We start from the raw sequence: 19,868 nt of genomic DNA, 5'->3' as shown, positions 1-19,868 counted from the left end.
GGCGGGGTGCGTCGCCGCACCCCGCCCGGATCAGATCAGAGTTCCCGGTAGTAGACGGCGACCGGCAGCGGCGTGCAGCCCAGTGCTTCGTACAGGGCTCGGGCGGGCGCATGGAACTCGTCCCCGCCCGTGCCGATCATGACGACCTCGGCGCCGAGTTCCCGCATCGCCGCGAACGCATGCTCGCACAGCACGGTGCCCGCGCCGAGCCGGCGGTGCTCCGCGGACACGGCGAGGATGGTGACGTTGGCATTGCGGCACTGAGGCTCTACCGCCCAGGCCACGTAGCCGGCGATGGTGCCGTTGCTCTCGGCGACCGCAACGTACCGGTGCGCGGCGGGGTCATGGAGCTCGGCAACCTGCTTGACGTAGTCGTCGCGCCACTTGCCGTGCTGGTTGGTGAAGACGACCTCGCCCAGCAGAGGGCGGAAGGAGTCTTCGTAGAACGGTCCGAACGTCTCGATGGTCAGTTCGGTGAGCCGGGCCAGGTCATGCTGAAGGAACGAGCGGATACGCATGTGAGTGTGCCTCTCGAGCTGAGGTCCTGAAAGCCAACAAACCGGGCATCAGATGGCCGGCCGGCGGCCGGAACGGCGGCGAGCCGACCCTCAGTGGCGAATACGCCAAGCGGCGAAGCAACTCATGACAGGAATCCTACGGGGCGCTGCCATCGCATTCGTGGCACGGAGTATTCGCCAAAGCTGCCGGCTCGGTCCGCGGTTCCCGGACGAAGGTGACATCGGCCTCGACCATCAGCCGGTAAGCGGCGTCGAAGTCGTCGGCGCGGAAGAAAAAGCCCACTCGGCCAGCTAGCTGGTTACCGATTGCGGCGCGTTGGCCTTCTCCGTTGGTCCCGTCCGCTCAGGCTGGGCCCTCGGCCAGCGGGTCGTGGACCCGGCCGAGGAACAGCGGTACGCCGGTGAGCCGGTCGTGAATGACGTACAGGAATGGCCGGTTGACGAAGAACTGCGGCCCTTGCGGGATCGACGGCGGCCGGACGATGACGGCCGACGCGGCTGCGGCCTCGGTACCCTTCTCGTCCACCGCGATGAACGTCTCGTGCACCACGTCGTCGATGGACAGGGCCGGTTGGGTGCTCATGCCGGTGAAGTCGGCCTGTGACGTGAACGCGGTGGGCATGCCGAGGCTGCTCAGCGCGGCACGAAGCTCGGCTGGCAGGCGGAACGTCCACCGGGGCAGGCGCAGTTCGACGTCGGTGATCTGGAACCCGGTCAGCAACGCGCCCAGCCAGGTCGCATCGAGGCTCGCCTCGACCGTGGCGAGATCGTCCCGGGTGGGCATGACGATGGCCATGGCAAGCCCGTCGCCCGCGTACGGCACGTCGACTGCGCGCCAGCCGTCTCCCTCGAGGTAGCCCATCCGGTCGAACGGACCGCGCATGGTCGGGACGTCGACGACGGTCCCGTCATCTCTGGTGAACGGTCCCGTCGCGGTGGCCGCCGTAGTGAACGGGTACTTCCAGGCCGCCTTGAGGTAGAGCGTGTTTGTCAGGATCAGGCTGGTGTCGGGGCTCACGGCGTCGGACTGCAACAGCTCTGGGATCTTCGCGTTGGTCCGATCGGACACCCAGGTGTTGATCTCCTGTCGGGCTACCTCGGGCGCGCCGCGGAAGTCGACCGGTCGTGGCGTGGCACCGTAATAGCCGGCCAGGGTGTCCCGGAACCTGGGTCGCAGGACCAGATCGAGGCGCGTCCACAGCGCGTTGGCGGTGGTCAGCCGAGGCTGCTTGACTCCGTCACCGTCCTGGTAACGGCCGGCGAGCGCCTGCTCGACGGTGTTGAGTCCGTGGTCGAGCGCGCAGGGGCGCGGACGCGGCGCGTGAAGCACCGTGTCCATCTCGTCCGCCGTGGTCGTGCGGGCGCCCGCCCTGGTCATCGCGAGCGCGAGTCCGACCGAGTACGGCGCGCACACCACATTGCCGCCTGCCCGGGTCGCCGCCACGGTGCGGTAGAGGTCGGCCGTGAAGCCGCGAACGGCGGTGGCGGTGGCCTGCATCGTGGCCGGGTCGGGTGGTACGCGGTCCGTGTCCGCCGAGGTGGACGGCGGGCCGGGCCAACGAAGATCACCCGGGGCGGCGGTGAGGGCAGCTGCCGCGAGCGGGACCGCCCGCAGAACGGATCGACGCGAGACCATATATGGAGGTTAGGGCAGTCCCACGGAAACCCACCAGGCGCGAGCCGAAATTCATCGAAACTCAGCGATGCCTGTCGCTCGTGCCGGCACTTCAGCGAGTCTGCCTCGGCTCGGCCGGCGGTCTTGCCCAAATCATCTTACTCATTAAGATAATCCTCGTGAACACATCGACGGACTTCTCGGTGGCGATCGCCGGCGCCGGACTCTCCGGCCTCTGTCTCGCCCAGTACCTGATGCGCGCCGGCATCGACGTGCACGTCTACGAACGGGACCCGGGCCCCTTCGTCCGGCGGCAGGGCTATCGGATCATCCTCGACCGGTACGGCCTGGATGCGCTGCGCGAGAGCCTGCCCCGCTCGCTGTACAACCTGGCGCTGATCACCGGCGACGAGCCCGGCGGGCACCTACGCTTCACCGACAGCCGGCTGCGGGACGCATTCACCATCACCTTCAAGGACGAGCCACACGCAACCCGCCAGGTCGACCGGCTGACCCTGCGGTCGATCCTGCAGTCCGGGCTGAACGGGCGCATCCACTACGGCAAGGACGCCGTCGCGGTCGACAGCGGTGACCCGGCACGGCCGCGGCTGCTGTTCTCCGACGGCGGCGCCGCGGCGGCAAGCGTCGTCGTGGGTGCGGACGGTGTCGGCTCGGCGCTGCGCGCGCAGATCATGCCGGACGCGAACCCGGCGAACAGCCTGATGGCGGGCATCTACGGCCGGTCGCCCCTGTGGCGCAACGGTGAGAGCATCATCCCGGAAGCGCTGCACAGCAGCGGGGTCCTGGCCATCGCCGACCGGCCGGGCCGCGCCTTCTTCTTCACCTCCATGCGGTTCGGCGAACGCCCGTCGGAGGCGTTCGCGCGCCTGGCCCCGGGCAGCTATGCGCCCACCGGCGACGACTACGTGATGTGGGGACTGCTGCTCCGGCAGGAGGAGGTGCCCATGGGCATCCGGGGCGACCTGCTGACGCTGTGGAGACTGGCCTCCGGGATGAGCATTGACTTCCACCCGGTCATCCGACGGCTGGTCGGTACGGCCGAGCTGGACGCCACGGTGCTCAACCTCTTCGCCGCCGGCCAGCGCCCGCGTCGGTGGGCCGTGCCCCGGGCAACGATGATGGGCGACGCCGTGCACGTCATGCCGCCGTTCGGCGCGCACGGCGGCAACACAGCGCTGCGTGACGCCGCCCTGCTCGGCCACAAGCTGGTCGAGGCGCGGGCCGCCGGCGCGCCGGTGGAGGAGGCGATCGCCAGCTACCAGGACGAGATGGTGCGGTACGCCTTCCGGGCCGTCGACACCGCGACCAGGCTGATGCGCCGCCTCACCGGGGGAGCGGCGGCACCCCACTGGGTGCTGACCCGCGTGCTACCTCGGCTGCACCGGGTCACCGTACCGGAGGGATGATTGCCGGCATGTCCCACGAGCCGGCCCGTGCGTCCGCGATCACCGACCTGATGCGCGCCGGGCGGGAGACGTCGCGGCTGTCCATGGTGTTCCGGTACGCCGTCGCGGAGCGGCTGGGCCTCACCGTGAGCGACCTGGAGTGCCTGGACTACCTGGCGGACGTCGGATCCGCCACCGCGGGGCAGGTCGCCGAGCGAACCAACCTCACCACCGGGGCGGTGACCAGCATGCTCCGCCGGCTCCAGCAGGCGGGCTACGTGACCGCCGAGCGCGATCCGGCGGACCGGCGGCGGTTGATCGTCACCCTGCGGCCGGAGCGGGGCGCCGAGTTGGAGCGGCCGTACGAGCGGTTCGCCGAGCGGGCCGAGCGACTCGTCGAGGGCTACAGCGTCGAGGAGGTCGCGCTGCTGGTCCGGCACTACGACCGCATGCAGGCGATGTACCTCGCCGAGTTGGACCGTCTCCGCGACGGCGACACCGCGCAGCGGTCAGCGTGAGGCGGCGTGGCGCGTACCACGTCACCTACGGTTCCCCGCCGCCCGCTGACGCCGCAGGGACGGCCGGGGCGGCCAGCTTGACCCTGGGGCGGTCGGCGTCCGGATGGCGCAGCTCGTCGAAGATCGTCAGCGCCTCTCGCCACGCCCGCCGCGCGGCGTCGAGGTCACCCGCGGCCTGCAGGCTGTCGCCAAGGTTGTCCAACACCTCCGCCTCGTCGTAGCGGTCGCCGAGTTCCCGGTGCAACTCCAGCGCCCGCCGGTAGCAGTCCGCGGCCCGGTCGTGGTCGCCGAGGCCGTGGTGGACGAAGCCGAGGCTGTCCCAGGTCAGCGCCGCGCCGTGCCGGTCGCCGGTCTCCTCGTGCAGCCGCAGGGCCGCCTGGCAGCAGTGCAGCGCCGGCCCTGGCTCGCCGAGCCGGGCGTGCATCCAGCCCAGATTGTTGAGCGCCTTGGCCTGCCCGACCCGGTAGTCGGCGGCCCGGTACAGGTCGAGGGCCAGCCGGGTCTCGTCGAGAGCCGCCCGCAGCCGGCCCTGCCGTGCGAGCACCCAGCTCACCCCGAGGTGCGTGTGCGCCCGTCCGGTGTCGTCGCCCAACTCGCGGTACAGCTCCAGGTCGCGCCGGTAGTGCCGGTGCGCCGCCTCGTGATCGCCCGACCAGGTGCAGGCGATGGCGAGACCCCGGTGCGCCAGGGCCTGACCGGCCAGGTCACCCCGGCGCAGCGCCGCCGCCAGGGCGGTCCGTTGCGCGGTGGCCAGCTCGGGCCAGTGCCCGCTGCGATCGAGGTACGTGGTGAGGGCCGCCGCCAGCGTCCAGACGTGCCGGTCCAGGCCGGCGCCCGCTGCCTGCTCCACACACGCCAGCAGGACGTGGTGCTCGGCGGCGAACCACGCGATCGCCCACGCGTGCTCCGGACGGTCGCCCACCGTCACACCCGGCTCGGGTGGAGGCAGCGCCGCCGGCCGCGCCAACCGGTACGGGTCGAGCAGGTGGTCCGCCGCGCGCGAGGCGTGCAGGTAGTGGTCGAACAGGCGGCGTCGGGCGGCCTTCCGCTCGGCCTCGGGGTCGGTGCCGTGACACAGCTCGGAGGCGTACGCGCGAAGCAGGTCGTGCATCGCGTACCGGCCGGGGGTGCGCTCGGTGAGCAGGTTCGCCCGGGTGAGGTCGGCCAGCAGCGGTTCGACCCGAGCCGGCGGCAGGCCAGCGAGGCTGGCCACCGCCGCCCGTCCGGCGTCGGGGCCGGGATGCAACCCGAGCAGCCGGAACAACCGGGCCGGGTCGGCGTCCAACGCCCGGTACGACCAGGAGAAGACCGCCCGTACGTCGGTCGTGGGGTCGCCGGTGGCCAGTGCGGTGAGCCGAACCGGGTCGGTGTCCCGCAGTTCGGTGGCGAACGCCCCCAGCGGTACGTCGGGCTGCCCGACGGCGCGGGCCGCGACGACGGCCAGGGCCAACGGCAGGCCGGCGCAGCGGCGCACGATCTCGTCCAGCGCCGCCGCCTCGCGCCCGACACGCCCGCGACCGAGCCGACCGGCCAGCAGCTCCCGGGCCTCGGCCGGCCGAAGCACGTCCAGCGTCACCGGGTGGGCCCCGGCGTTCACCACCAGGCCGGTGAGCCGATTGCGGCTGGTCACCACGACCAGGCTTCCGGGGGATCCGGGCAGCAGGGGCCGCACCTGCTCTTCGTCGCGGGCGTTGTCGAGCAGCACCAGAACCCGGCGGTCGGCGAGCAGGGTCCGGAACAGGGCGGCCTGCCGGGGCAGGTCGGTGGGCATCCGCTGGGGCGGCACGTGCAGCGCTTCCAGGAAGCCTCGCAGCGCCTCGCCCGGCGAAACGGCCCGGCCGTCGAGGTCGAACCCGCGCAGGTTGACGTAGAGCTGCCCATCCGGGTACCGGTGTGCGACCCGGTAGGCCCAGTGCACCGCGAGGGTGGTCTTGCCGACCCCGGCGGTGCCGGCGATGGCGGAGATGACCACCGCCCGGCCCGGATCGCCGTCGCCGCCGTTCCGGGCGGCTCCCGCCAGTTCGGCGGGCAGCAGCGCGTCCAGTTGCCGCAGCGCCGTCGCACGGCCGGTGAACCAGGCGGGGGCGCCGGGAAGCTGCGCCGGAGACGGGCCCTGGGGCTCCGCAGGTGTGGGCTCGGCCGGCGTCCGCCCCCGCAGCACCCGCAGGTGGGCCTCGCACAACTCGGGGCCGGGCTCCACGCCCAACTCGTCGACGAGGTGGCGGCGGGTCTCGGTGTAGAGCCGCAGCGCGGCGGCCCGCTGGCCGCAGCCGGCCAGGGCGAGCAGATACCCGGCCACCAGCGACTCCCGCAGCGGATGCTCGGCGACCAGGGGGCGTAGGGCACGCGCGGTGGCGGCGAACCGGCCGAGGCCGAGTTCCACGGCGGCGAGTCGCTCGTATGCGAGCAGGCGTTGCTCGTCGAGGCCGGTGGCGGCAGCGTCGACGAAGGCTCCGGTCGCTCCGGCCAGCGCCGGCCCCCGCCACAACGCCAGGCCGTCGCGCAGCAGTCGCGCCGCCTCTGCCCGCCGGCCGGCTGTCTCCTCGGCGCGGGCCCGCTCGACCGCCAGGGTGAACTCGGCGAGGTCCAGCTCGGCCATGGGTACGGTGAGCCGGTAGCCGCTGCCCTGGGTCGTCAGCAGGTCGGCGGCTCCCACCTCACGCAGGGCCGACCGGATTCGGGAGACGCAGACCTGAACCTGGGTCCGGGCGCTGGCGGGTGGTTCTTCGGCCCAGAGCGCCGACACGATCTGCCCGAGGGGCACCAGACGGTCGGCGTTGAGGAGCAGCAGCGCGAGCACCGCGCGTTGCTGAGGGCGGTCGATGGGAAGGACCCGCCCTCCGGCGGTCACCTGGACGGGGCCGAGGAGGGACCACCGCATGGCTTTCCTGTTCAGTCGTGTTCGGACGTCCACAGTCTAGGGACGACACGACCCTGCACGGCCGGCGCCAAGCGGTCGGATAGCGGACGACAAGCGGCCCCGCCCAGGCTCTCCTCAGTCGCCGGATCTGTTGGTCCGGGCGGGAGGCGGGCCGGCTTGATGTCGGCCGAGGCGGACAGGGAGAGCGACATGCGAGTAACCAAGAGGCGGGGCGTGCTGACGGCCGTCATGTCGACGGCGGCCGTGGTGGCCGGCATGGGTTGGGCGGCACCGGCCTCGGCGGAACCGGCGGGGTTGGAGACGGTCACCCAGTCGGCCGCGGAGAGCAGCCTGGACAAGTCGGCGTTCGCGTCCTGCCCGACCGGCAAGGTGGTCACCGGGGGCGGCGGCTTCCTCCTCGCCGGCTCGTCGGCCGCCGGACGGGTCGGGCTGGACCGGTTGGAGCCGCTGGCGAACGGCATCGGGTTCTTCGTGACGATGCGGGAGGTGGGCGCGGTCAACTTCACCGGCGACTGGGGACTGCAGGCCCTCGCCCAGTGCGCCACCACGCCGGCCGGGTACCAGGTGGTGGCCACGACCGGGGCGATCGGCACGGAGTTCGTCACGGCGAGCTGCGGGACGAAGAAGGTCATCGGCATGGGTGGGCGGATCAACAGCGGCCTGGGCGACGTCGTGCTCGACCAGGTGGTGCCGTCGTTCGATCTGACGTCGGTGACCGTCCGGGCGGTCCCGGTGCAGGGCACCTCGCCGTCCGGCTGGAGCGCCACCTCGATCGCGGTCTGCGCCACCGCGCCCGCCGGGTTGGAGCGGATCTCCTCGACGGGGACGAGCGCGAGCGACCCGTCCTCCAACCGGATCAAGGCGTGCCCGGCCGGCAAGGGCCTCTACAGCGCGGGCGCGGACATCAACGCCGGCAATGGTCAGGTGCTGCTGACAGCGGTCAACATCACCGGGGGTAACACAGTGCGGTTGCGAGCGGACGAGGACGCCGACGGCTTCGCCGGGTCGTGGAGCCTCAACGCGTACGGCATCTGCGGGAGCTGATCCTGGGGCCGGGGCCGCCGCTGGCGGCCCCGGCTCTGCGGCCGGGGCCGGCTGCGCGCGACCGTCAACGGAAGGCGTCGATGTTGCGCGTGGCCCAGGCGGTGAAGGGGCGTGGTGATCGGCCCAGGACCTCGGAAACGTCCGGGCTGATCCGTTGTTCGGCCTCGGTCGGCGCACCGAGGATCGCCAGCGTCCCCTCGACCACCGGCGGCGGCATGAACCGCAGCAACTGCTCGTGGGCTTCGTCGGGCGTCTGGTCCACGAAGTCGATTGGCTCGCCGAGCGCGGCGGCGAGGTCGGCGACCCGTTCGCGTGGCGTGCGCAGGGCCGGGCCGGTCAGTTCGTAGGTACGGCCATCGTGCGAGCGGTGGAGGAGCACGGCGGCCGCCACTTCGGCGATGTCGGTCGGGTCGACCACGGGCAGACCGACGTCGCCGAACGGTGCGGCCACGGTCCGCTTTCCCCGGACCGATTCGGTCCAGGCAAAGGAGTTGGAGGCGAAGCCGCCGGGGCGAAGGATCGTCCAGCCGAATTCGGATCGACGAACGAGATCCTCGATGGCGCGCAGCGGCGCGTGTGACGGCGAGTCCGGTCGGGTGGCGACCGCCTGCGAGGACTGGAGCACAACGCGCCTCACACCGCCGGCTGCGGCGACCCGCAGAATTTCGCGCATGTCGAGGTGGGCTCCGGCGCCCTCCACGAGCAGGTACAGCGCCTCGGCGCCGGCGAGCACCGGGCGTAGGCTCTCCGGCTGCTCAAGGTCCGCGCGATGGTGGCGGATGCCCGCTGGTGCGGCGCCCGGCCGTCGCCCCCGGGACACCGCCGTCACCGCGGCACCCGAGGCCGCGAGGGTTGACGCGAGCGTACGGCCGACGTTTCCGGTTGCTCCTACCACGACAAACATGTCTGGGTCTCCAGTCCGACCGTGTCGTTCGCACGGCCGAAGAAGACGCTAGTAGCGTTGATATAGTAGGTACCTAGAGGATAGTAATGGGTTTGTGACGGGGGGCACATGAAGCAGTCGACAGATCCCGAGTTGGCCTGCCCGGTCGCGCCGGTCGTCGACATCGTGTTCAGCCGGTGGACCACACCCATCCTGTGGGCACTCAACGAGTACGGTCGGCAGCGCTTTGTCGAGTTGGAACGCCGACTGGCGAGCATCACGCCGAAAGTACTCACGCAGCGGCTTCGCCAACTCGAACGTGACGGGCTCGTGTCACGCACCTATCACGCCGAGGTGCCTCCCAGAGTCGAGTACGAGATCACCGAGTTGGGCGCCAGCCTGGGTCCGCTCTTCGCGCACCTGGCAACCTGGGCCGACGCCAGCCTCGGAAAGGTGGAACGAGCACGGCGCGCCTACGACGCCCAGCGATGAGGCCGCGCCGACGTGATCGGGACCTCAGGCGGCGCCATCACGGTGGCGGTCGCTCCGAGCGCGGGCCGAGGGTACGCACCCGTGTGGTCACCTCCTCCGTCGGTATCGGGCCGGTCCTGACGTTCGTTCGCGCGTCAGGACGGACCGGGCGCGGACCGCGGCCTGATGCAGCCACGGGCGGGGCCAGCGATGCTCTCGCCCCAACGGCGGCCGACGACCCGAGGACCTGCCGGAGGAGCCCGTCACCAGGATCGGGCGCGCATGCTGGCCCGGGAAGCTGGCGCCGTAGGCGACCAGGGGCCTGTTGTGGACGAGTTCGCCGTCGGTCGTGATGCGGAACGGCCGGTCGCCGATGCCGGAATCGCAGTGGACGCAGTCGAGTGCGAGCAGGGGAAGCCCGGTACGCCCGGCGGGCCAGGGCAGCGCGGTATGAGGACGCGTAGACATGATCTCTCCAAAGACCTGACGGAAGGCATGGGAACGAACCGACGGGGACGTCGGCAACCCAGGCGCGGGGAACGTGTCAGGTCTGAAGAGCAGGCGGTGTCACGCGGGGTCAGGTCCTCTCGTGAATGCGTCGGAGATGGATACCTCGTTGCACGGTAGGTCGGAACGGTCGGCGCGGCCACTCATTTCGATGCGCTGGCGGGGCAGTCGCCGGCCACCACCAAAGCTGTGATCCGGGGAGCCGATGAGGGGAAATCGGCGAAACGTCGGCATTGGCGCGTGGTGAACGACGGGTATCCCGGACGGCGGTTCTGCGCCGATCATTGCTCGGAGATCGACACGAATGATTCTCACCTCCGGGTGGAACGCCCGGGCGCGGAGGACGAGACGTCGGCACCGGTAGCCGGGCGAGACCGTACGGCCCGACTCCGCGTCCCCGGAGGATCGCCATGCCCCGTCCCGCTCTCCGTAACCGGCTCGCGGCGTTCACCGCCGCCGTCCTGACCGCGAGCGTCCTGACGGTGACCCCGCCGTCACCGGCGCTGGCCGCCACGACGTTCGCCGCCAACGACTACTGCCTCGGCCAGTGCGCCGACATCCTGCCCCCCGGGCAGAACGGCAACGCCACGCTGGTCGCCATCCTGGCGCACCAGGCGCTCGGCACCCGCCCGGCGCACTCCAGCGACCAGCTCGACGAGTACGCGAACCTGGTCTACAACTACGCCGGGCTGACCGACGAGCAGATCGCCCACTTCTACAACGACGCCTCATTCGGTGTTCCGGCCGCACAGGTCGAGAGCACCGTCTCCCCGCGATCGGACGTCACCATCGTGCGGGACAAGGCCACCGGCGTCCCGCACGTCACCGGCACAACCCGCGCCGGCACCATGTTCGGCGCCGGCTACGCCGGAGCCCAGGACCGGCTCTGGGTGATGGATCTGCTGCGGCACGTCGGCCGTGGAAACGTCACCTCGTTCGCCGGTGGCGCTCCGGGCAACCGGGAGCTGGAGCAGAGCGTCTGGGCCAACTCGCCCTACACCGAGGCGGACCTCCAGGCCCAGGTGGACGCGCTGCGCACCAAGGGCGCCCGGGGTCAGCAGCTCTACACCGACGTGGTCGACTACATCGCCGGCATCAACGCCTACATCGACAGGTCGATCGCCGACGACAACTACCCGGGCGAGTACGTGCTCGCGGGCGCGGGCAAGCCGAAGCACTTCACGATGACCGACCTGATCGCCACCGCCGGCGTCATCGGCGGGCTCTTCGGCGGGGGCGGAGGCAGCGAGATCCAGTCCGCGCTGGTCCGGGTGGCCGCCCGCGCGAAGTACGGCGCCACGGAGGGCGACCGGGTGTGGGCGGCGTTCCGCTCGCAGAACGACCCGGAGACCGTGCTCACCCTGCACGACGGACAGAGCTTCCCGTACGGGGCGACGCCGCCGGGCGCGACGAGCGCGGTGCTCCCCGACGCCGGCTCGGTGGTCGCCGAACCCCTCGCGTACGACGCCAGCGGCGGGGCCGCCGCCCGCACCGGTGCCAGCACCGCCACGAAGGAGCTGCTCGGCGGCCTGTCCAATCTGCGCGCGCACGGCATGTCCAACGCGGTGGTGGTCTCCGGACGGCACACCACCACGGGCAATCCGGTTGCCGTGTTCGGGCCGCAGACCGGCTACTTCGCCCCGCAACTGCTCATGCTCCAGGAGTTGCAGGGTCCCGGCATCAGCGCGCGTGGCGCGGCGTTCGCCGGGCTGAACCTCTACGTGCTGCTCGGCCGGGGCCAGGACTACGCGTGGAGCGCCACCTCCGCGTCGCAGGACCTCACCGACACGTACGCGGTGCCGCTGTGCACCACCGACGGCAGTGCCCCGACGCTGCGCACCAACCGCTACCTCTACCACGGGCAGTGCCTCGCCATGGAGGCGCTGGAGCAGCGCAACTCCTGGACCCCGACGCTGGCCGACTCCACCCCGGCCGGCTCGTACACGCTGCGCGCGTTGCGCACCAAGTACGGGCTGGTCTCCTATCGGGGCCTGGTGAACGGGCAGCCGACGGCGTTCACCAAACTGCGCTCGACCTACCGGCACGAGGCCGACTCGGCGATCGGCTTCCAGGCCTTCAACGACCCGTCGGCGATGGGCAGCGCGGCGGCCTTCCAGACGTCCGCAGCCGACGTGGGGTACGCGTTCAACTGGTTCTACGTCAACTCGACCGAGGCGGCGTACCTCAACTCCGGCGCGAACCCGGTCCGTCCGGCCACCGCCGATCCGAACCTGCCCACGAAGGCCGAGCCGGCGTACGAGTGGGCCGGCTGGAACCCGGACACCAACGACGCCACCTACATCCCGGCGTCGGCGCATCCGCAGTCGGTCAACCAGGACTACTACGTCAGCTGGAACAACAAGCAGGCGCGGGACTTCGGGGCGGCGGACGGCAACTTCAGCTTCGGCTCCGTACACCGGGCTCAGCTGCTCGACGGCCCGGTGCGCGCGGCGATCGCGCAGCGCAAGCTCGGTCGCGCCGACGTCGTGAAGATCATGGCGGATGCGGCAGTGACCGACCTGCGCGGCCAACAGGTCCTCGGTGATCTGCTGCGGGTGTTGGACAGCACGCCGGTCACCGATCCGGCGCTGGCCGACGCGGTGGGCAAGCTGCGCGCCTGGCAGCAGGCCGGGGTCCGCCGGGTGGAGACGTCCCCCGGCTCGAAGGTCTACCAGCACGCCGACGCCATCCGGATCTTCGACGCCTGGTGGCCGCTACTGGCCTCGGCGCAGTTCCGCCCCGGCCTCGGGCCGGACCTCTACGCCTCGCTGGTCGACGCCATCGAGGTGAACGAGGCACCGTCGGGCGGCCAGAACGGCGGGCGCGACGGCGCCGCGAACTGGGCGTTGCAGGGCCAGGCGCACAAGGGCTCGTCATTCCAGTACGGCTGGTGGGGCTACGTCGACAAGGACCTGCGCACCGTGCTCGGCGACCCGGTGGCCGGTGGGCTGGGCCGCGCGTACTGCGGCAACGGCAACCTCGGCGCATGCCGGCAGGCCCTGCTCGACGCGCTCGGTCAGGCCGCCGCGGTGCCGGCCACCACCGTCTACCCGGGTGACAAGTCCTGCGGGGCCGGCGACCAGTGGTGTGCCGACGCGATCGCCCACTCCGGGCTCGGCGGCATCACCCACCCGGTGATCGCCTGGCAGAACCGCCCCACCTATCAGCAGGTCGTCTCGTTCCCGGCGCGCCGGGGCGACGACGTCACCAACCTGGCGCAGGGCCGTCCGGCCACCGCGTCGAGCACCCAGTTCCTGACGGGCCACACGCCGGACAAGGCGGTCGACGGCAGCCTCGGCAGCCGGTGGGCGAGCAGCTACAACGACAACCAGTGGCTCCGGGTCGACCTCGGGGCGGCCCGCACCGTCAGCCGGGCCGTGCTGCGGTGGGAGGCCGCGCACGGCACCTCGTACCGGATCGAGGTCTCCGCCGACGGCAGCTCCTGGTCGCCGGTGTTCGCCACCACCACCGGCAACGGCGGCGTCGACAACGCCACCTTCGCCCCGGTCACCGCCCGCTACGTGCGGGTGTACGGGGTCAAGCGCGCCACCTCGTACGGGTTCTCGCTCTACGAATTCGAGCTGTACGGGAAGTGAGCCTGCCCGGAGGAGGCGGCGGAATCACTCGCCGCCTCCTCCGGTGCGTGGCATCACGGCCGACCGGCGTGCCGTCGGGTCAACAGAACGCGCTCACTGGCGGGACGGCTGCACGAGGAACGATCTGATGTGTTCCAGCGCCATGTCCAGGGCGACTTCCATGGGTGCGACGTCGTGCGCGGCGTTCGCCAACAGGTAGCCGCCCTGCAGAGCGGCCATCAATCCCGTGGCCAACTTTTCCGGGTCGGCATCCTGGCGCAGTAGGCCGCTGTCGCGCATTCTGTGCAGACCATCACTGATCAGCTTTTCCCATGCCGCGAATGTCTCCGACACTGACGATCGAGCCTGCTCATCCTGATCAGACAGTTCGAGAGCCATTGAACCGAGACCGCAGCCGTATCTGCCGTTGTTCAGCGAGTTGGCCTGGACCAGCGCGTTACGCCACCGGATCAGCCCGGAGAACGATTTCAGTCGTTCCAGCCCGGCGCTTTCCCGCTGAAGCACAAGCGTGCCCCGATATGTGACCAAGGCGCGCACCAGTGCCTGCTTGTCGGCGAAGTGGTGGTAGAGCTGGGACTTGCTCGTCTGGCTTGCCTCGCGGATGTCGTCGAGGGTCGTCGCGTTCACCCCGCGCACGAGCGTCAGCCGGTTCGCTGCATCGAGGATCCGCTCTCGCGTCGCGATGCCCCGTTGACTAATCCGCCGCCTGTTCGTCGGCGCAGTCACCTGCTCGTCGCTCATCCGTCAAGTGTATCCAGCGCTGATCTAGGGCGAGTTGGACTTTGGAGTCCAACAGGTGGACGTGTTCTGTTCGCTTGGCGTGCGGGGCGACCATTACCAAAATCATTGCTGGTGCGAGATTGCCGGGACCATCCGGTCCCATAGCGCGCAGAAATTTCTGCTGTCGCTGGGCCCAGCGCCGTGAGGCCTCCGGCGAGGTCCGCTGGTCTACTCGCCGGTCAAGCCGTCTCGGCGTGGGCCGGCGCGCGGACCCGGGGTCCGCGCGCCGAGCTGTCAGGCCGATGCCCGCTTCGGAAGCTTCCACCCGGGACGGGGGAAGTGGCAGGTGTACCCGTTCGGGTAGGTCTGCAGGTAGTTCTGGTGCTCAGGCTCGGCCTCCCAGAAGTCGCCTGCCGCGGTGACCTCGGTGACGACCTTGCCGGGCCACAGGCCCGAGGCGTCGACGTCGGCGATGGTGTCCTCGGCGACACGCTTCTGCCCGTCGCTGGTGTAGAAGATCGCCGAGCGGTAGCTGACGCCGATGTCGTTTCCCTGGCGGTTCTTCGTCGAAGGATCGTGGATCTGAAAGAAGAACTCGAGCAGCGCGCGGAAGTCGGTCTTGTCGGTGTCGTAGACGACCTCGATGGACTCCGCGTGGGTGCCGTGGTTGCGGTAGGTGGCGTTCGGGACGTCGCCGCCGCTGTAGCCGACGCGCGTGGACACGACGCCGGGCTGGCGGCGGAACAACTCCTCCATGCCCCAGAAACAGCCGCCGGCGAGGATTGCCTTTTCGGTGTTCACGTCGTCTCCTTGCCTGTCGTCGTGCCAGCCCACCTGGACACGCAGGTACAGACGCTCTCCGGGTCGGCGGTATTCCCGCAGTCTCCGCGCTCCCTGGACTCCAAGGTCCATGAGGCGCGCGTCTCACCGACGTCGGGCCGCTATGTAGCAATGAGGCTGAACTGGCACTTCGAGCCTGACCGCAGCGGTAACCAGGTGGAACATTAGTGGACTTGACAGACCAGTTTTACCGTGGCTAGGTTCGGGACGTTCGACGGGGTGGCTCTGGGAGCGATGCCGCCCGACCTGCCCGTCTGCGTCGAGGTCGACACACACCCCGCCATCCTCGGCGACATCCGCGCGCCCCAACCGCTGCCGACCAACCTGCTGCGGCACGGCGCCGAGGCGTGCCGCCGCCAATGCTGGGAAACGGAACTGCGCTCCTCGTGCCAGCGCAGACGAGGGCTGGATACAGGGAGGTGTCTGATGAAGGCGATCGTGGTGACGGACGAGGCTGCGGGAACGGCCGGGATGACGCTGGTCGAGCGGCCTGAGCCGGAACCGGCCCTCAACGACGTCGTCGTCCAGGTTCACGCGTCGGGGTTCGTCCCGACCGAGTTGGCGTGGCCCTCGACCTGGACCGATCGCCTCGGCCGTGACCGGACGCCGTCGATACCCGGGCACGAGCTGGCCGGAGTGGTCAGCGCTCTCGGGTACGGCACGACGGGACTGTCGGTGGGACAGCGGGTGTTCGGGCTCACCGACTGGACCCGCGACGGCACCCTGGCGGAGTACGTGGCCGTCGAGGCCCGCAACCTCGCGCCGCTGCCCGGTGACGTCGACTTCACTGTGGGAGCGAGCCTGCCGATCTCAGGTCTGACCGCCTGGCAGGGGTTGTTCGAGCACGGCCGCCTTCGGGTGGGGCAGAGCGTCCTCGTGCACGGCGCGGCCGGCGCAGTCGGGTCGATGGTGACGCAGCTCGCGCGTGAGTTCGGCGCCCACGTCATCGGCACCGGGCGCGCTGCCGACCGTGACAGGGCGCTGGACTTCGGCGCACACGAGTTCGTCGACATCGGCAACGAGGCCCTGGAAGACGTCGGCGGAGTGGATCTGGTTTTCGACGTCATCGGCGGTGACATCGGGAAGCGTTCGGCAGGCCTCATTCGCGCCGGAGGAACACTGGTCTCCGTTGTCGGGCCGTCCGAGGCGCGGCCCGCGGACGGCCTGGCGACAGATTTCGTGGTGATGCCTGATCGCCCCCAACTGGGGGAAATCGTCCAGCGGGTACGGGACGGGCGACTGCGGACGAACATCGGCGCCGTCGCAGACCTCGACGACGCCGTCGCCGCTCTCAACCCGACCGAGCGGATCACCGGAAAGACGATCATCCGCGCTCGCTCCTAGGCCCGAGGGCAACCCTCGTCGCGGAGCGGGTTGTTCGCCGATGTTGGCCGCCTGCCACTGGACGGGATGGCACCCTGAGCACGTGGGTTGGGCAGTGAGCCGAGGGAAGCTGGCATCGGGATTACCGTGAACGGCCTCTGATGCGTACCGCGTTGATCGTAGTGGCCGCGCTGACGACCGCAGTGGTCGTGGACCTGATCTCTGGCCTGGTCTTTCGCCGGGTAGCCCGTGGCCGGTACCAGTGGCTGCTCGAGCCGCTGCGGCATGCCTGCCGCCGCCCGGCCGCGGCGCTGCTGCTGGTGGGGGCGCTGTACTACGCGCTGCCGTTGGGTCCGGCCGGGTGGCAGCGTCATCTGCGGCACATCGTCCTGGTGGCTCTGGTGCTGTCCGGGGCATGGTTAGTGATCAAGGCGTTGCACGTCGCCGAGGCGGTCGCATTCAGTCGACTGCCGGGTGACGCGGTCGCCAGCCGACGGGTCCGGCGGGCCCGGACGCAGATTCGCCCCGTGCGGCGGCTCACCGTCGCCGTGGTCACCATCGTCGCGATCGGCCTGATCCTGATCACCTTTCGGCCGGTACGCCTCTTCGGCGTCTCCGTGTTGACATCGGCCGGGGTGGTCGGGGCGTTGATCGGTCTGTCGGCCCGTACCGCGCTGGGCAACGCGTTCGCCGGTGTCCAGGTCGCTTTCGCCGACGGATTGCATGTCGGCGACGTGCTGGTGGTGGACGGCGAATGGGGCCGCGTTGAGGAGGTGAAACTGACCAACGTGGTGATCCGGCTCTGGGACGAGCGAATGCTCATCCTGCCGACGACCTACTTCACCGAGCGGCCGTTCCAGAACTGGACCCGGAATGAGTCCAGAGTGATCGGCAAGATCCAGATTCATGTCGACCACACCGCCGACCTGGACGACCTGCGCCGGGAAGCACGCCGGCTGGTCGAGTCCTCAGCGCTGTGGGATCGCGACCAGTGGGTGCTCCAGATGGTCGACTCCACCCCGCAGACGGTGGTCATCCAGGTGCAGGCTTCGGCCGCCGACGGCGCCAGCGCCTGGGACCTGCGCTGCGACCTGCGCGAGGGAATGCTTCGCTACCTTCGCGACCGCCATCCCCAGTGGCTGCCCCGCACCCGCAGTCAGTACCAGCCATGACCGATCAGACCCGCCCGCTCTCCTCATCCCGCCAGCCGTCGGGCTGAGGGTGATAGCCGTATGCCGCGGCTCGAACCGTCTCCTCGTTCTCCAGCCCAGAGCCAATCGCGCCGCCGACGGTGGCCAGCGAGCTGGTGATCCAGGCGAGCGTCAGATAGTCGGTGAAGTGGACTGGCCGCTGCAAGGTCTGTTCCAACACGGTTGTGTCGACCAGCAGCGCCCCGACGAGCACCGTTCCCACGAACAACACCACGTAGGACAGCACCGTTGCCAGAGTGAGGGTGAGGATCGTACCCAGGTTGAACAGCCGTGCCAGCTCACTCGGCGTCTCGCGGCTTGGCTTCTCCCACAGGTCGTGCGCGACGATCAGCCAGGCCACCAACGCTGTCAGCCCGAGCAGCATGATCACGGCAAGCCGGAGTCCGCCGAGGGCGTCGCCCATCTGCCAGATGGTGTCCGTGGTGAGCGCGAACGCGGCCGTGCCGAACGCGCCGACCAGCAGCTTCGACAGGCCCAGCAGGGCGCGCCCCGGACGGTTGGCGCGAACCATGCCGATCAACAGCCGTAGTCGGCCGATGAACCGCGAGGCGACGTAGCGCCGCTCACCGGTGTCGGTCTCGCCGACCACCCGGTGGATGGCGGGAACCCGGCTTGCCATCGTGGCCGGTGCCCAGCCGGCCGGCGGCATCCGCTCGTCGGAGGCGTCGGTCAGCAGCCGGCTCACCAGATCCGGAACGGCTGCGCGGGCCGCTCGCAGCTGGTGCAGTCCCAGGGCGGGCAGGGACACCACCGCGACTCGACGCCGAGCGGAGGTCTGCACGACCAGCGGCACCCGCTCAGCATGCAGCGGCAGGTCGGTCAGGCAGATTGCGACGTCCCACTGGTCGTCGGCGCGCCGCTGGGCAAGATCATCGAGTAGTGCCTCAACGCCGCCGTCGCGGCGCGGCGCTACTGCTCCCCAGCCTTCCCGGACGGTCCACCGCACGTCCGCGTTGACCCGCTCGGCGAGCCCGCTGGTCAGTTCGGTGGTGAGCCGCGCGGCCACCCGGGCCGGATGATCCGGCGGGGTTGCCACGAGCCCGACGACGATCTCCGGGCGGTCCTGTGCACTCTGCGTCATCGATGCTCCTCACCGGTAGCCGGGCTCGGCCGCTGGCCGCGAACGACACCGGGGGACCTACGCGCCGTCGCGGCAGCTCCCCGTGCCGGCTGAGGTAGCGGGAGCAGACCACCGAGAGGAGCACCCGACCAGCCCGTACAGCGCCACCGCGACGCACTCGTCGAACCGGGCGCCCCGCCCACGCAGCCTAAGAGACCACCCCGGTCGGTGCGGCGGATTCAGTGGAAGGGGCTCACGGTCAGGACGATTCGTCCGAAGACCTCGCCACCGTCCATCTTCTGGTGCGCCACCACCGCCCGCTCCAGCGGCAGAACCTCGTGCACCACGGTCTGGAGTTCCCCGCGAGCGGCGGCGGCGAACTGCTCCGTGCGTACGGCCTGTCGAGCGGCCGCCGTCACCGTCGCCGCGCTTAAGGTGGCGAACGACATCGACTTCTGGAACGCGGCCATCAACCTCGTCCCGAAATCCGCTGGCGGTTGGCCGCCGACCGCCCCGACGGCCACGAGCCGGCCGTTGGGGTTGAGTCGGTCGAAGAACGCGGGCATGTCCGGGCCCGCGACGACGTCGATGATGACGTCGTAGCCGGTGGGACCGTCCGAACCCCCAGCCCCGGAGCGGTCCAGCACGTGGGTAGCACCAAGGCTGCGCAGCCGGCGGCCGCGCTCAGGCGACGAGGTCGTGACCGCGACGGCGCTGGCACCACCGCTGGCGGCGAGCTGCACCGCCATGATCCCGATACTGCCGGCCGCGCCACGGACCAGGACCGTCTCGCCGGGCGAGAAGTGCGCGTGGGCGAGGCCGAAGTGAGCCACGACCCCGGAGCCGCCGAGCGTCACCGCGTCGACTGCGGAGAGGCCCGCCGGCAGGGACAGAACCTCAGCGATCGGGGCGACCGCCTGCTCGGCGTAGCCGCCGCCCGTACCCGTGAAGGCCCAGACGCGTTGCCCGATCCACGCGGGGTCGACGCCGTCGCCCACGGCCGTGATCGTGCCGGCAACCTCGCCGCCCGGAATGTGACCCTCGCGGAAGCCGTACGCGGCCAGAGCGCCGCTTCGGATCAGGACGTCGGCGCCAGCCACACCGGCCGCCTCAATGGTGATCAACGCCTGCCCCGGAGCGGGCACCGGGACAGGAAGGTCGACGACCGCCAGCCCACGGGGATCGCCGAACTTCCTGATCATTACTGCCTTCACTGTTCGTCACCCTTCCCACGTCAGTCCTGCGGACGCCCGAACGGTAGTGGACGGATGCGTC

At 70.5% G+C, this 19,868-nt stretch carries 15 protein-coding genes and 1 pseudogene; 7 read left to right on the top strand and 9 right to left on the bottom strand.

Going from position 1 to position 19,868, the window contains the following annotated elements; translation table 11 throughout:
• Positions 1-35: 35 nt before the first annotated feature.
• From ACGF3C_RS22265 to ACGF3C_RS22255, 3 genes and pseudogenes are all read right to left on the bottom strand, one after another.
• Positions 36-518: a GNAT family N-acetyltransferase gene (locus tag ACGF3C_RS22265; RefSeq protein ID WP_357223542.1), complete on the bottom strand. Its 483-nt coding sequence runs from the start codon at positions 516-518 to the stop codon at positions 36-38.
• Between the two features lie 136 nt (positions 519-654).
• Positions 655-849 (bottom strand): annotated as a pseudogene (locus tag ACGF3C_RS22260) (VOC family protein); the annotation flags it as partial.
• A gap of 12 nt (positions 850-861) precedes the next feature.
• Positions 862-2,154, bottom strand: a complete 1,293-nt coding sequence (locus tag ACGF3C_RS22255; protein WP_357223539.1) for a serpin family protein — start codon at positions 2,152-2,154, stop codon at positions 862-864.
• A 158-nt stretch (positions 2,155-2,312) separates the two neighbouring features.
• On the opposite strand from ACGF3C_RS22255, the gene ACGF3C_RS22250 reads away from it, so the two are divergent.
• Complete coding sequence (locus tag ACGF3C_RS22250; RefSeq protein ID WP_393224776.1) at positions 2,313-3,560, top strand: FAD-dependent oxidoreductase; 1,248 nt, start codon at positions 2,313-2,315, stop codon at positions 3,558-3,560.
• A gap of 8 nt (positions 3,561-3,568) precedes the next feature.
• Positions 3,569-4,057, top strand: a complete 489-nt coding sequence (locus ACGF3C_RS22245) for a MarR family transcriptional regulator (protein ID WP_357223534.1) — start codon at positions 3,569-3,571, stop codon at positions 4,055-4,057.
• A 25-nt stretch (positions 4,058-4,082) separates the two neighbouring features.
• Here ACGF3C_RS22245 and ACGF3C_RS22240 read toward each other — a convergent pair whose 3' ends face one another.
• Entirely contained in the window at positions 4,083-6,938 is a 2,856-nt protein-coding gene (locus tag ACGF3C_RS22240; RefSeq protein WP_393224773.1) for a BTAD domain-containing putative transcriptional regulator, read from the bottom strand.
• Positions 6,939-7,127: 189 nt separating this feature from the next.
• Here ACGF3C_RS22240 and ACGF3C_RS22235 point away from each other — a divergent pair, with 189 nt between their 5' ends.
• Entirely contained in the window at positions 7,128-7,982 is an 855-nt protein-coding gene (locus ACGF3C_RS22235) for a hypothetical protein (RefSeq protein ID WP_393224770.1), read from the top strand.
• 64 nt (positions 7,983-8,046) lie between these two features.
• Here the strand turns inward: ACGF3C_RS22235 and ACGF3C_RS22230 are convergent, their stop codons facing one another.
• A complete protein-coding gene (locus tag ACGF3C_RS22230; protein ID WP_393224767.1) occupies positions 8,047-8,886 on the bottom strand; it encodes an NAD(P)H-binding protein in 840 nt (279 codons plus the stop codon).
• 108 nt (positions 8,887-8,994) lie between these two features.
• Between ACGF3C_RS22230 and ACGF3C_RS22225 the strand changes: the two genes are divergently transcribed.
• Together ACGF3C_RS22225 and ACGF3C_RS22220 are read left to right on the top strand one after the other, a co-directional pair.
• On the top strand, positions 8,995-9,357 hold the full coding sequence (locus tag ACGF3C_RS22225) for a winged helix-turn-helix transcriptional regulator (protein WP_393224764.1): 363 nt from the start codon (positions 8,995-8,997) through the stop codon (positions 9,355-9,357).
• Positions 9,358-10,253: 896 nt separating this feature from the next.
• Positions 10,254-13,439: a penicillin acylase family protein gene (locus ACGF3C_RS22220; RefSeq protein ID WP_393224761.1), complete on the top strand. Its 3,186-nt coding sequence runs from the start codon at positions 10,254-10,256 to the stop codon at positions 13,437-13,439.
• Positions 13,440-13,532: 93 nt separating this feature from the next.
• On the opposite strand, the gene ACGF3C_RS22215 is transcribed toward ACGF3C_RS22220, so the two are convergent.
• Together ACGF3C_RS22215 and msrA are read right to left on the bottom strand one after the other, a co-directional pair.
• On the bottom strand, positions 13,533-14,180 hold the full coding sequence (locus ACGF3C_RS22215) for a TetR/AcrR family transcriptional regulator (protein WP_357230934.1): 648 nt from the start codon (positions 14,178-14,180) through the stop codon (positions 13,533-13,535).
• A gap of 273 nt (positions 14,181-14,453) precedes the next feature.
• A complete protein-coding gene (gene msrA / locus ACGF3C_RS22210; RefSeq protein ID WP_357207500.1) occupies positions 14,454-14,960 on the bottom strand; it encodes a peptide-methionine (S)-S-oxide reductase MsrA in 507 nt (168 codons plus the stop codon).
• A 231-nt stretch (positions 14,961-15,191) separates the two neighbouring features.
• Between msrA and ACGF3C_RS22205 the strand changes: the two genes are divergently transcribed.
• On the top strand, positions 15,192-16,343 hold the full coding sequence (locus ACGF3C_RS22205; RefSeq protein WP_393224756.1) for an NADP-dependent oxidoreductase: 1,152 nt from the start codon (positions 15,192-15,194) through the stop codon (positions 16,341-16,343).
• A 140-nt stretch (positions 16,344-16,483) separates the two neighbouring features.
• Complete coding sequence (locus ACGF3C_RS22200) at positions 16,484-17,494, top strand: mechanosensitive ion channel domain-containing protein (RefSeq protein WP_357230940.1); 1,011 nt, start codon at positions 16,484-16,486, stop codon at positions 17,492-17,494.
• A 4-nt stretch (positions 17,495-17,498) separates the two neighbouring features.
• Here ACGF3C_RS22200 and ACGF3C_RS22195 read toward each other — a convergent pair whose 3' ends face one another.
• Together ACGF3C_RS22195 and ACGF3C_RS22190 are read right to left on the bottom strand one after the other, a co-directional pair.
• Positions 17,499-18,614 (bottom strand): hypothetical protein, encoded by a 1,116-nt coding sequence (locus ACGF3C_RS22195; RefSeq protein WP_357230943.1) that lies wholly within the window; start codon positions 18,612-18,614, stop codon positions 17,499-17,501.
• Positions 18,615-18,832: 218 nt separating this feature from the next.
• The gene (locus tag ACGF3C_RS22190; protein WP_393224752.1) at positions 18,833-19,807 is read right to left on the bottom strand and encodes a zinc-dependent alcohol dehydrogenase family protein; all 975 of its coding nucleotides are present in this window, start codon (positions 19,805-19,807) and stop codon (positions 18,833-18,835) included.
• Positions 19,808-19,868 lie beyond the last annotated feature (61 nt).

The sequence above is a fragment of the Micromonospora sp. NPDC047762 genome (assembly GCF_043204655.1).
GTDB lineage: Bacteria > Actinomycetota > Actinomycetes > Mycobacteriales > Micromonosporaceae > Micromonospora.
Note: the sequence above shows the minus strand (reverse complement) of the source record. Positions and strands in the feature narration are given on the sequence as shown.

What these genes read in the sequence shown, in the direction of transcription:
- ACGF3C_RS22265 (WP_357223542.1), bottom strand. Translation starts at nt 518, where the DNA reads ATGCGTATCCGCTCGTTCCTTCAGCATGACCTGGCCCGGCTCACCGAA.
- ACGF3C_RS22255 (WP_357223539.1), bottom strand. Translation starts at nt 2,154, where the DNA reads ATGGTCTCGCGTCGATCCGTTCTGCGGGCGGTCCCGCTCGCGGCAGCT.
- ACGF3C_RS22245 (WP_357223534.1), top strand. Translation starts at nt 3,569, where the DNA reads ATGTCCCACGAGCCGGCCCGTGCGTCCGCGATCACCGACCTGATGCGC.
- ACGF3C_RS22240 (WP_393224773.1), bottom strand. Translation starts at nt 6,938, where the DNA reads ATGCGGTGGTCCCTCCTCGGCCCCGTCCAGGTGACCGCCGGAGGGCGG.
- ACGF3C_RS22235 (WP_393224770.1), top strand. Translation starts at nt 7,128, where the DNA reads ATGCGAGTAACCAAGAGGCGGGGCGTGCTGACGGCCGTCATGTCGACG.
- ACGF3C_RS22230 (WP_393224767.1), bottom strand. Translation starts at nt 8,886, where the DNA reads ATGTTTGTCGTGGTAGGAGCAACCGGAAACGTCGGCCGTACGCTCGCG.
- ACGF3C_RS22225 (WP_393224764.1), top strand. Translation starts at nt 8,995, where the DNA reads ATGAAGCAGTCGACAGATCCCGAGTTGGCCTGCCCGGTCGCGCCGGTC.
- ACGF3C_RS22220 (WP_393224761.1), top strand. Translation starts at nt 10,254, where the DNA reads ATGCCCCGTCCCGCTCTCCGTAACCGGCTCGCGGCGTTCACCGCCGCC.
- ACGF3C_RS22215 (WP_357230934.1), bottom strand. Translation starts at nt 14,180, where the DNA reads ATGAGCGACGAGCAGGTGACTGCGCCGACGAACAGGCGGCGGATTAGT.
- ACGF3C_RS22200 (WP_357230940.1), top strand. Translation starts at nt 16,484, where the DNA reads ATGCGTACCGCGTTGATCGTAGTGGCCGCGCTGACGACCGCAGTGGTC.
- ACGF3C_RS22195 (WP_357230943.1), bottom strand. Translation starts at nt 18,614, where the DNA reads ATGACGCAGAGTGCACAGGACCGCCCGGAGATCGTCGTCGGGCTCGTG.